This is a genomic window from Crateriforma conspicua (assembly GCF_007752935.1).
In the GTDB taxonomy this organism is placed as follows: Bacteria; Planctomycetota; Planctomycetia; order Pirellulales; family Pirellulaceae; genus Crateriforma; species Crateriforma conspicua.
In genome coordinates this window covers 1,840,931-1,853,586 of record NZ_CP036319.1, presented here as the reverse complement: position 1 = coordinate 1,853,586, position 12,656 = coordinate 1,840,931, and the positions used below count along the sequence as shown (strand labels likewise).

The window sequence follows — 12,656 nt, the reverse complement described above, 5'->3', positions numbered from 1 at the left end:
ATCATGTGCCCCGATCCAAACTTAAATGAAGCCAACCTGAAACACTTGCCTTCCAGCATCCGGCGTCCGACCTACGATCGGTCTTCGGTCCACACAGGCATCGTCCATATCGGCGTTGGTGGTTTCTTTCGTTCGCACTTGGCCGCCTATACTGACGAACTGTTACATCAAGAAGACACGGCATCCTGGGGCATTTGCGGCGTTGGCATCCGCGACGACGATGCGCGCATGGCCGCTGCGATGTCACCACAGGATGGTCTGTACTCATTGATCGTCAAACATCCCAATGGTCTGGTCGAAAGTTCGGTCATTGGGTCGATGATCGAATTCGTCTTGGGCTCGAATGATCCGTCGACGGTGATCGTCAAAATGGCTTCGCCCGAAACCAAAATTGTGTCCCTGACGATCACCGAAGGTGGTTACAACCTGTCGCCCGCGACGGGTGATTTTGATTTTGATCATCCCGACGTGGTGCACGACCTGGAGCATCCCGATCAACCAAAATCTGTGTTCGGCTACCTGACTGCGGCATTGAAAATGCGTCGTGATGCCGGCTCCGCGCCGGTGACGATCTTGTCTTGCGACAACATCCAACACAACGGCGATCTGACACGCCGCATGTTGCTTCGCTTTGCACAGCGTCAATCGCCCGAATTGGCAACGTGGATCAGCGATCAGGTGACATTTCCCAATTCGATGGTCGATCGCATCACCCCGATGACCTCCGAAGCGGACATCGAATACTTTCGCGTTCAATCGGGATTGCTGGATCGCTGGCCGGTTACCTGTGAACCTTTCCGCCAATGGGTGATCGAACACCGCTTTGCCAACGGACGCCCCGCGTGGGAACAAGTCGGTGCGCAGTTTGTCGCCGACGTCGCGCCGTACGAAACGATGAAACTGCGGCTGCTGAATGCCGGACACTCGGTCCTTGGTATTCTGGGTGCCATGCATGGATTCGATACGATCAACGAATGTATCGCCGATGATCGCTTTGCGGCCTATCTGCGATCGTTTTTTGATCAGGAAGCAACGCCGACACTCGATCCGGTTCCCGGCATCGATTTGGTTGCCTACAAGGATTCGTTGATCGAAAGGTTTGGCAATCCGAGCATCCGCGATAGCGTCAGCCGCATTTGTCTACAAAGTTCCAGCAAATTGCCCGTCTTTCTGATCCCCACCATCATCGACAATCTAGACAAGGGTCGTTCCATCCGGTTGGCCACATTGGTTATTGCTGCATGGTGCCTGTACTGCGATCGCCAAGTGGACCGAAACGGAAACCCTTTAGCAATCACCGACGACATGAAGGAACCGCTGCATCAAGCGGCGATGAAAACCGCTGATGACAAGCGCGCCTTCATTCGATACCGCCCAGTCTTCGGTGATCTTGCACAGAACGAAGACTTCGCCACCACGTACGAAACGCTTGTCGACGACGTTTATCGCAGCGGCGATATCGTGGAATGCATGCAGCGTCTGCTGGACGACACTGTCAATTAAAGATCCGCTGCGAATTGAATGACTTGTGTCGGCAGAATCGCATCGGACCGGATGGAAAGTGTTTCGATATCGGCCGTCGTCACTCCATTGATTTCACATTCCAGCGTTTGTCCGGGCAGCAGACCACGCAGCGACCGGGTCGCCATGTTTCCGCCGGCGCCAAAATAGGCGTCGCGATAGATCGGCGCAACGCCTTCGTTGGCCACACGCAAACGCAATCGCCCCTCCGCCAACGTGGCCTCGGTCACTCGAAACCGGTATCCGGTCGACGATGCCGCGTCGCGCAGTCGTTCGGCAGGCTGGAAACGCAACTGGTCGTTGCCGATCATGTACGAGATGTGGAACTGTTCCGCCGCCTGTTCGAATGAAACACCATGCGGGCCCTGATCGGCAAGCGCAAGCTTTTGATCCATGCGGGTGTAATAGCTAAACTCGCCGCCCGCCGGACTGTGACGCCAACGTTCGGGTCCCAAAATGCGCCAGTTCACAGCATTCTCGCGTGCGTGTGGCTTACATAAGAACGAATCGTCGAACACCCCAAACGAAAGCGTCAGCAATTCCGCATTTTCTTCCAGCGGTGAATACGTTGAATCGGCCGCGTCGATACTGATCGACCAGGGCAGATGCTGAAACGACGCACTCATATGCCGAAAAAATTGATCCTGAAATGCTTTGCTTGGGAACGTCTTTCCCAACTTTCGCGGGCCGCTGTAGATATGATACTCCGCCCACAAGCCGAACCCCGTTTGCAGAAAGGCGATTCGGGGATCGGAATCGTATCGCTGTGCGAAGCGGCTGTAGAACTGCAGTGTGAATTCCTGTAACGCTTGGTTGCTCCAATCACAGAAATGCGTCGTCTTCTTCTCGCTCTTGCCAACCGCTTCCCGATAGTCAGACCGTGATCGAATGAAATCCGGGACCGTCGTTTCTTTACCGACGTAGCAAAAGTGAAACCGCAAGACGGCTTGATGATTTCGCGATGCGATATCATCCAAGACTTGATCGATCCGCGAAAAATCGTAACGCCCATTGGCATCGACGACTTCATCATATCCGCAATAGCGAAATTCTAACGCGATCGCATCGGCCTGCTTTTTCGCTTTGGGATTGTCCGACCACAAGACGATGCCGGTCATCGGCTGGACCTGCGTGATCTGCGATCGCAGCCGGATTGGTTCGGACGAAACAGGCACCGGCGACAGAAATGCGAAAGCGGCCAATAGCCATCCAAACGGGCCAAGGTTTTCCGCCGGAATTCGAAAAAAAAGCATCAAAGGACAACCACACGAACAGACATTCAAAACGCATCCACGATCGACGCTGCGAAAAAGCGGCGATCACCGGCGCGGTCATCATAGTCGGCGGTCTAGCGGCCTGTGAATGCTCGATCGTTGCCTATCGCTCTGCGGATGACACGTCGCCAAACGCAACGTGCGCGAACCGGGCAACGGTGATGCTTCGCGTTGATCCGAAAAAATGCAACAGCCAGTTAGCCGCCGGCGCCCCCCTGGGACGCAACCGGCGGCGTGGCACGACGCGATCGTTTTAGAAGCTTTTCGACCAACTGGCCACGATCGACCAATCGGTTTCCAGCTGAATCCCGTCAAGATCCTGATGAACATCGGAACGATTTCAACGTTCAACAAATGCCCGTTCAGTAATGCCGCGGCCCCCACACCCAAGTTCAGCGTGTATCCGCCGCGAAAGCTTTCCACGTTGGTGCTGATCAACGCGTCGGGGCTCATCGGATCGGCACCACCGTAATTGGTTCGCCACAGGTTTTCGATTCGCAGGCTGGTCGAAAAATGGTCTGTCAGAACGTGGCTATACCAGGTGTTCAATCGAAATTCGTCTCCCACGCTGTAGTCACGGTAGTTTCGACCGATGGGCAAATCGGTTTGAAACTGGGTACCGAAGGAACCGTGATCAAAATATCGCTTCCACGTGATACCGGGCCGAGCGTTGAACTTTCCAGATCCCAATCGCATCGGGTACGGCAGCGGTTGCTCCATCATTCCGCCGGTCGGCTCGCGCGTCGTTCGAAAGATGTCTGCGGTCGGCAACGAACCACCCAAGTTCAAAATCAGATCGTCATCTGCATCGCTGTACAACCGCAGCAACGCACCGATGGTCGTGTCACCAAACCCGCTGTTGTGCGTCGTGAAATAGCTTCCCGCACCGGCCGGATTCATTGGCCCGCGGATGTGGTCCATCGTGATCGATGGCAACATGATCATCGTGTACAACGTGATGTCATCAGTCATCCCACGCATGATGTGCAACATGTGCATCTCATGCGTCATGCTTGACGGCGACGCACCACGGTTGGTGACCGGATCACTGGTCGCGCCGAACGCAATGGATTCGGCATCGCTCAACCGTCGTGTCCCGGCTCGGTTTCCGTCCATGTACATGTTCATGTACCGGTACTCCACCATCCATTCGCCGGGTTCATGGACGTGGTCGCCCATCAATCCCGCCGGCGCATGCTTGTCGGCGCGCGATCGCAGGTCGCCGTGGCCAAAGGCTTGGCTTCCAAAGGCGACCACACATCCGACCAATATGAGCTTTCGAATCATCCGCTTGTCCTTGCTGAATCTGTTTTCCAGCTCGTTCCTCACAAGCCTAAACAATCGTCAAAATCCGCGAAAAGCCTGCTTCATTGCTCAGCCTGATCCTGTCTCAGTCATGAAACACGCGTTTGCGTCAGGATGATCGGGACAATCGGAAAACATTCACAACATTTCTTGCCACGACAATGCCGGTGCTTCACCGGCCATTGGTCGTGAAGGAGCTTCGCGGCATCCCCTTCGCGGGACAGCTATATTGGCGTCTGCCCCCCACGGAATCACCGCCCCGCCCGACGATCCGATCGTCGATCCTTCCTTGTTCTTTTACCCAGCGCAGGTTCTTTCGATGGTCTCGTTCGATTTTTCTGGTGCGCACGCCGCTGCCATGATTGCCCTACTGGTCATCGCCCCCATGGCCGCCGCAGCCGAGCCCAATGACACGGCACCGTTCCATTCACTGTTCGATGGCCAAACCTTGGACGGATGGGAAGGCGACGATCGTTTTTGGCGGGTCGAAGACGGTGCGATTGTCGGCCAGACAACGGCCAAAGTCCCCGCGGAACACAACACGTTTTTGATCCATCGTGGCGGTTCATTCAGCGATTTTGAACTGCGGTTGTCCTATCAAGTCCAGGGATACAATTCTGGCGTGCAGTACCGCAGTGTCGACGAAGGCGACTTTGTGGTGTCGGGCTACCAGTGTGATTTCGAAGCACGATGGCATCCGGTCAAAGGAAAACCCGCCGCTTCCCCGGTCGATCAGTTCACCGGGATGTTCTTCGAAGAGAAAGGCCGCATGTTCTTGGGGCATCGCGGTGACGCAGTGATCGTTCGTGAAAACAACGACAATGCCAAGAAGCCGCATATCGAAAAAGTCGGCTCGGTGGGCGATCCGGTGGACTTGGAAACCCACATTCGCCGTGACGACTGGAACGAACTGATCGTCATCGCCAACGGCAACCAGTTCACGCACATCATCAACGGCCAAGTGATGGCGATTGGAATCGACGAAGACGCGGCCAACCGTCGCGGTTCGGGACTGTTCGCTTTTCAGTTGCACAAGGGGCCGCCGATGGTGATTCGCGTCAAAGACATTCGCGTCCGCCGGCTGAACGAAGCCGCCCACAACGCCGAAGATGCCGACGACGATGCCGCAGCCAACCACAATGACGGTGCAAAGATTGACCTGGATGCCTTGGAACAATACGCGCTGACGCACACCGGAAACGCCGGGAAGGGCAAACAGATTTTTCAGGATGTCAGGACGAAATGTTCGGTCTGTCACACGATCGATGGACGCGGTGGCCAAGTCGGCGTGGATCTGTCGCGAATCGGTGGCAAATTCGATCGGCCCCATCTGATCGAATCAGTTTTGGAACCGTCACGACAGATCGTCGAGGGTTATCGAACGAGTAATGTGCTGACCGTTGACGGTCGTGTCATCAGCGGAATCATGATGCGGCAATCCGACGATGCATTGACGCTGATCGATGCCAACGCAAAGACACACTTCATTGCGAAAGACGATGTTGACGAAATCAGTCACAACACCGCGTCGATCATGCCCGAAGGCTTGGCGGGCGAACTAACGCCGGACGAATTCACCGACTTGATCGCATATCTGGAAAGCTTGCGATCGGGAGTGAAGACCAAAACGGGCTCGGGGGTTGCCGGTCCGATCAGCGTTCCGGACGGCTTCACTGTTGAAACCGTTGCCACGGGTATCGATGGTGCCACCGCGCTGGACGTGCTTCCCGATGGCCGCGTTTTGGTGTGCGAACAAACCGGACAAATCCGTATCATTGAAGACGGCAATCTGTTACCCGAACCGCTGGCCACCTTTCCCGTGGATTCGACATGGGAACGTGGCGCGATCGGCGTGACGCACGCACCGAGTTTCCCCAAAGAACCCTACATCTACGTTTGCTGGGTGGCCAAAGATCCCTATCCACACCACCGAATCAGTCGTCTGACCGTCGACGGAAACGCCGCGATTCCCAACAGTGAATCCGTGCTGCTGATCGGCGATGACCAAACAAAAATGGGTGGCAAGGTCCCCGCGGGTCATCAAGGCGGCGGCATCCACTTTGGAAATGACGGCAAGCTTTACATCGGCATCGGAGAACAAACCGCCGGAACACCGTCTCAAGAATTGGATACTTTTCTGGGCAAGATCCTGCGAATCAATCCCGACGGATCCATCCCCGAAGACAACCCATTGCTTGATCGCACCGCCGGAAAGTACCAAGCAATCTGGGCATTTGGCTGCCGCAATCCGTTCACGTTTGCGGTTCGTGAATCGGACGGCTTGATGCTGATCAACGATGTCGGTGGGAAATCCGAAGAGATCAACGTCGGCCGCGCGGGCGCCAACTACGGTTGGCCGATCGTCGAGCACGGTGATTTCCCCGAGTACGACGATGCCCAATACGACGGTCCGATCCATTGGTACCCGCAATCATCCGTCAACGGTGGTGACTTTTGTCCTTCCGATTCGGCGTGGCCGACCTCATGGCAGGGACGCTACTTCTTTGCCGATTTCGTCCATGGCTGGATCCACACTTTGGATCCCGATCATCCAGCAAACGTGAACACGTTTATCGAAGGCATCCGGCGTCCCGTCGATCTGCGTTTTTCGGATGACGGATCTCTGTACGTCTTGCTTCGCAACGCTTGGGTGATCGACGACAGGTTCCAAGGCGGAACAGGATCGCTGTTGCGTGTGCGACCAAAGTCAGCGGCATCCAAGCAGAAGGTCGTGGTGACCACCGACGACCGCCCCAATCCAACCGGCGTCCATGTCACCGAGGACGCAGTGGATGCATCCGCCGGTGACCTACCCGCGTTCAAAATCCAAACGGCGACGGCGACTTACTATCTGGAGAAATCGGGCGGAGGACTTAGCAGTTTAGTCGACAACGACGGCAATGATTGGCTGGGCTTTCACCCCGGCAAAGGCAGTGGTGCGGCCGGCGAGTACCGCGGCTTTCCCAACGCGGTGTTCCGTCAAGGCGGCAACTATTTCCACGCGACAAATTCGCAAAGCGATTCGATGCAAACTCGACTTGAACATGCCAATTCAGACTATGCAGCAATCATCGCAGAGTCTTTGGACGGCCGGTGGCAAGGACGCTATGAGTTCTATCCCACCCACTGCACCTTTTCGATCACGCGGATGCCCAAAGACAAGCACTATTGGATCTTGTACGAAGGCACGCCCGGCGGCCGGTTGGATCCCGATGATTGGTGGATGAGCTCGTCGACGCCCACCCCCAAACCCATTGCCCAAAAGCACAATGGCGATCTTGATGCGCCGGAATGGTTCGCGTTTGGGGATGCCAACCATCGGCAATGCATCGTTTTGCACAGCCATGATGACGACCGCTGGCACGATTCGTTCTATGCCATGGATGACCAAATGACCGTGTTTGGTTTCGGACGCCAGAAATTGCACGCCCATCTGAACACACCAGGACAACGCTTTTCGATCGGATTGGCCGATGGCAAGGCCCCGACGGATGTAAGCCGACTGGTCGATTCCATGCAGCAGTCCAAGTCGACGCCGCACGCTAGCGACAGCACTGCACCGAACGATTCCGCGTCAGCCGACCGTGTGATTGCGGCCGTCCAACAACCTGGGCCGAAACCCGGCGATGTCTATCGTGAATACGCGATTCACAACGGTGGCAATTTCGCCTGGCGAGTGACCGACCCGAACGCTTCTGCCGAAGGTGCAAAGAAGTTTTTGCCGAATCCCGTTTTGACGCTTGCGGTGAAAGACTTGGAACATGCCATCGCCGCCGAAGTCGTTTTGGATCGCTGGGGCGGTCACGCTGGAACGACGGACAAGCGGATTCGGTTCAACGGTAACTCTTGGATCCGATTGCCGGAGTTGTCGACCACGCCAAAAGGTCATTCGCCGGAAAAGTTTCATTCGCAAGACAATCCCGTCATCACCCTTCCGCTGGATCACTTGGTTCAAGGCGATAACCGTATCGAAGCAACGGTGGGCCCGAGTAATCAGAATCACTGGGGCCAGTGGGGTCTCTATTCGCTGATCCTGCGTGTCTACTACGATCCGGTTGCGAAGTCGCATGCCAGTGGACGGATTGCTTCACCCGTCACGGGATCAATCATTTCGGATGATCCACCAATCAAAGTCGACGTGACGAAGAACGCCGAACGTGTGGACGTCTTGGCTTGGTATGACGGCTATGACGAAAACGGCGATGGAATCTACCAAGACTGGCACGTGTCGCGTTTCCAGCCTTGGCGTGGCCACGCCGCGGATCTGCAGAACCATGTGGGCACGATCGATCCGTCGATTGGACAACACGAACTGCGATGGGACACGCATTGGGTCCCCGACCAAATGCCAGAGTCCATCAAGCTGCTGGCTCGCATCCATGATGACGACGGAACGATTTTCGTCACCGACGTGGTTGATGGACTGACCCTGGATCGCCAATCGGTTTCGGTGCGTCAGTATCGCGCAAATGATGTTCCGGAATCTTTCAGCGTGCGTGTGGGAAAAGAAAAGTCCTGTCGAATTCCTATCGATCCGGCGGCGCCAATCGAACGTGCGGAAGAAGCCGTGCTGCACTACCGCACTTGGGAAGCCTCCGACGCGCACCACCAGCCATTCCGTCTGAATGGTCACCCCCACCGCCACGAAGGCAAGAATCACCACTACGACTATGACCTATTACCGATCCCCGTATCGCAGCTTCGTCGTGGAGACAATCGCTTCACCATTCGGTCCGAAACACAGCATCACATGGTGGAAGTTCTATGGCCGGGGCCGGCAATCACCGTTCGGTACGCCGCACCGTTACAATAGCGAACGGATCAAGCAGCATTGACTCTGCTAGGCGACCGCGATTGAAGCGTACGAACGTGGCAGACATCACGGATGTTCGATCGATCCTCCATCCAAATTCGGCATCGTCCGTCAAAAGAGCAACTTGATGAATTGGTCTCTTGTATTTTTCTCCACCGCGTTTCTTGCGTCGCTGGCGTGTCTGTTCAGTTTTCCTGTCGGTGCAGCACAACCCTCCGCCGAACCCGGAACCTTCGGCCATGACGTCGACTTTCTTCGCAAGCACTGTGACGTCATTGTTTTGCAAGGCAATTCCGATTCCAGCCAAATCGCCGTCGTCGCCGACTATCAGGGCCGGGTGATGACCAGCACAGCAAACGGTGAAGCGGGGGCCAGCTTTGGATGGCTGAATCACGACCTGATCGCTTCCGGCGAAACACGTCCCCACATCAACGTGTTCGGCGGCGAAGACCGTTTCTGGATTGGACCGGAAGGCGGTCAGTTTTCGATTTTTTTCAAGGGCGGCGATGAATTCACTTTGGAAAACTGGCAGACGCCGGCGGCGATCGATATCGAACCGTTTTCGGTCGTGTCCAAGAATCAATCCAGCGTTTCGTTTCAGCGGAAAATCAGCCTGAAAAACTACAGCGGCTTTCCGTTCGATATTCAAGTCGATCGCGACATTTCGGTGCTGTCGTCCGCACAGACGGAATCAGCATTGAGTGTCAAATTGGGTGACGAAGTCAAATCGGTCGGCTTTCAATCCGACAACCGTATCACCAACATCGGCTCACAAGCTTGGCACAAAGATACTGGCCTGCTGTCGATCTGGATTTTGGGTATGTTCAACCCGTCCGACCAAGCGACCATCATCGTCCCGTACAAAATGCCGTTGACGCTGAACAGTGACTACTTCGGCGACGTTCCAGCAGATCGATTGGTGACCACGGAAACCGCCGTTCTGTTCAAAGGCGATGGACGATTCCGATCAAAAATCGGATTGCCGCCCGAATCGATCGTTCCCGTGTGCGGCAGCTACGACGCACAGCAACAAGTTCTAACGATCGTCCAGTATTCGTTTGCCGATGATCGCGACTATGTGAATTCTCAGTGGAAGCTGCAAGACAAGCCGTACGGTGGCGACGTCGTCAATTCGTACAACGACGGTCCGGTCGACGACGGCACCCAACTGGGCCCCTTTTACGAATTGGAATCATCATCGCCCGCCAAGCCACTGGCACCCGGTGAAAGTGTTCGCCATGTCCACAAAACCTTCCATATCGAAGGCGACTACCAGGATCTGAATCGAATCGCCAAGGCGGTCTTGGGCGTCGACCTGGATGACACAACCATCCTTTCGCAAACGCAGCCGACGAAACAATGAACGCCAACCGCACGGTTGAATCGAAACAGAATGATCGCAGTACAACGAGAATTCGATGGCAACCGGCAAAAGACAGGTTGGCCAAGCGACGTTGTTTCATCAAGCAAATGTTTGCCGCCGGCGCCGGGTTGACGATCAACGCCACGGCCCGTCCCGTCAGTGCAGCACCTGTCAAAACGACCCAACCGGCACCCGACGGTTTCTTTACGCTGGGAAAACAAGACGATCACTGGTGGCTGATCGCCCCCGACGGCCGGCCATTCTTTACGGTGGGGATCAATCACATCGACCCGGCAACGCTGCGGTACCCGGAAAACATCGATCTGTGGCGTGACAAGTACGACGGCAGCACGATTCGCTGGATCCAAGAATCCGTGACACCCAACCTGCATGACTGGGGGTTCAATTCGGTCGGATGGGTTCAAGAAGTGACCGTTCGCAAATGGCAACATTCACGTAGCTTTACCATCGATGAATACCGGGCACTGGACATGCCCTATTGTCATCTGCTGCCGTTCACCGAATCACATCAATGGGAAAAGCACACCGTTCACTATGATTTCCGCAGCGACGACTGGAAAGAATGGTGTGACTATGTGGCACGCGCTCATTGCGGCGAACTTGCCGAAGAACGCAACCTGATCGGATACTTTTACAGTGATTGTCCGACATGGATTCACAGCCGACCAGACAACCAATGGCGCGGCTCCATCTTTGATCCCGGTCGTCTGGAATCCGAAGCCGGCCGCAAAGAACTGACTGAGTTGGCGACCCTTTATTACCAAACCACTCACGATGCGATTCGACGTTATGACAAGCACCACCTGATCTTTGGAGACCGATACGAAGCCAACGCGCCGATCGCCAAGCAAGTCATCGATGCCGCGCTGTCGTATGTCGACGTGCTATCGTTCCAAGACTTTCGTGATCCGGTCACCCACCTGCCGGAGTATCATCGACAGACGGGCAAGCCGGTGCTGTTGGCGGACGCAGCCCGCATGCGATGGCAGACGGCACCAGGCGAATTCACCCACAACGAAGGTCAGTGGTACGCCGCCACACTGCAACAGTTGTTTCAATCCCCAGGCTGTATCGGATTTCATCTGTGCGGTGCCTATCAACGCAATCGCGCCCGACGCTATGGCCTGTTAGATGAACAAGAGATTCCCGATTCCAAAAACGTGCCACTGATCCGCCAAGCCAATCATCGAATCGCGCAGCAGATGAATCAGCGATTCCCGCCAGTGCAACAGTGATTCCCCCCACCCATCATCCCGCCAGGACATCATCGATGAACCATCAACGCCGCCGTTTTCTCGCGTCTTCCGCCGGTTTCCTTACGGCAAGTGCGCTGACCAAGTCCGTGCTTGCCCAGCCGTCAGGGCGACGTCGTTTTACCGTGGATTTGCGTTGGGGCAGCATTGGCGTCAAAGCCAGCCAACGGGAAGCGATCGAACTGGCCGCCAAGCATGGATTCGAATCCGTGGCGGCGTCGCCGGCTGAATTGGCCAAGTTGTCCGATAGCGAAAACCAGGACTTGCTGGGTCAACTGGCCGACGCCGGGTTGGTCTGGGGTTCCAGCGGTTTGCCACTGGACTTTCGCAAGGACGAGGCGCGTTTCCAGGAAGGATTGCGTCAATTGCCAACGCTTGCTGCTGCCGCGCAGCGAGCGGGCGTGACGCGAATGGGAACTTGGATCACTCCCGGCAGCGACGAATTGACTTACGTCGCGAATTTCCGCCAGCACGCCCGACGACTTCGTCAGTGTGCCAAGGTGTTGAAGGATCACGGCATTCGGTTTGGCCTGGAATATGTGGGCACGCCGTCGTTGCGAAATTCCAAACGTTATCCGTTCATCCATACCATGCGTGAAACGGCCGATCTGCACGCCGAAATCGGCGTCGACAACATGGGATTTGTCTTGGATTCGTGGCACTGGTACACCGCTCGCGAATCCGCGGACGACATTCGTGCCTTGGATTCAAAACAAGTGGTCGGGTGCGATTTGAATGACGCGCCGGCGGGACTGGACATCGAACAACAACAAGACAACCAGCGGGAATTGCCGATGGCCACGGGCGTCATCGATGTTCGATCTTTTTTGGAAGCTTTGGTCGACATCGGATACGACGGTCCTGTTCGCGCTGAACCGTTCAACAAGCCGCTGAACCAGTTGGACAATGACGCGGCATGCGCTAAGACGTCCGCAGCGATCCACCAAGCGTTTGCCTTGCTGGATTGACCCATCGCAAGGGTTGCCCTTGCCATTCTTTTCTTCATGCCAGCGGAGTCCCCGACGCCGCGACTTTGGCGCGGAAGCTGCATCCCATCGCCATGCCGCTCAGCAGTAGCCATCCCTGCGGTTGGTTCGCACCTGCCG

7 protein-coding genes are annotated in these 12,656 nt (G+C 55.8%); 5 read left to right on the top strand and 2 right to left on the bottom strand.

Annotated features, from left to right (window positions below):
• Positions 1-3 precede the first annotated feature (3 nt).
• Entirely contained in the window at positions 4-1,503 is a 1,500-nt protein-coding gene (locus Mal65_RS06980; protein WP_145295259.1) for a mannitol dehydrogenase family protein, read from the top strand.
• Here the strand turns inward: Mal65_RS06980 and Mal65_RS06975 are convergent.
• Both Mal65_RS06975 and Mal65_RS06970 read right to left on the bottom strand, forming a co-directional pair.
• Positions 1,500-2,774, bottom strand: coding sequence for a hypothetical protein (locus Mal65_RS06975; RefSeq protein ID WP_196784651.1), 1,275 nt, complete (start codon positions 2,772-2,774; stop codon positions 1,500-1,502). The two genes, Mal65_RS06980 and Mal65_RS06975, sit on opposite strands and share 4 nt — an antisense overlap.
• An 81-nt stretch (positions 2,775-2,855) precedes the next feature.
• On the bottom strand, positions 2,856-4,082 hold the full coding sequence (locus Mal65_RS06970; protein ID WP_196784650.1) for a transporter: 1,227 nt from the start codon (positions 4,080-4,082) through the stop codon (positions 2,856-2,858).
• A 376-nt stretch (positions 4,083-4,458) separates the two neighbouring features.
• Here Mal65_RS06970 and Mal65_RS06965 point away from each other — a divergent pair, with 376 nt between their 5' ends.
• The 4 genes from Mal65_RS06965 (at position 4,459) to Mal65_RS06950 (ending at position 12,518) form a co-directional block, all read left to right on the top strand.
• The gene (locus tag Mal65_RS06965) at positions 4,459-8,913 is read left to right on the top strand and encodes a PQQ-dependent sugar dehydrogenase (protein ID WP_165701117.1); all 4,455 of its coding nucleotides are present in this window, start codon (positions 4,459-4,461) and stop codon (positions 8,911-8,913) included.
• Positions 8,914-9,040: 127 nt separating this feature from the next.
• Positions 9,041-10,276: a DUF6786 family protein gene (locus Mal65_RS06960; protein ID WP_196784649.1), complete on the top strand. Its 1,236-nt coding sequence runs from the start codon at positions 9,041-9,043 to the stop codon at positions 10,274-10,276.
• Positions 10,273-11,532 (top strand): hypothetical protein, encoded by a 1,260-nt coding sequence (locus Mal65_RS06955; protein WP_196784648.1) that lies wholly within the window; start codon positions 10,273-10,275, stop codon positions 11,530-11,532. Before Mal65_RS06960 ends, Mal65_RS06955 begins: the two co-directional genes overlap by 4 nt.
• A gap of 35 nt (positions 11,533-11,567) precedes the next feature.
• Positions 11,568-12,518 (top strand): sugar phosphate isomerase/epimerase family protein, encoded by a 951-nt coding sequence (locus tag Mal65_RS06950; RefSeq protein WP_145295252.1) that lies wholly within the window; start codon positions 11,568-11,570, stop codon positions 12,516-12,518.
• Positions 12,519-12,656 lie beyond the last annotated feature (138 nt).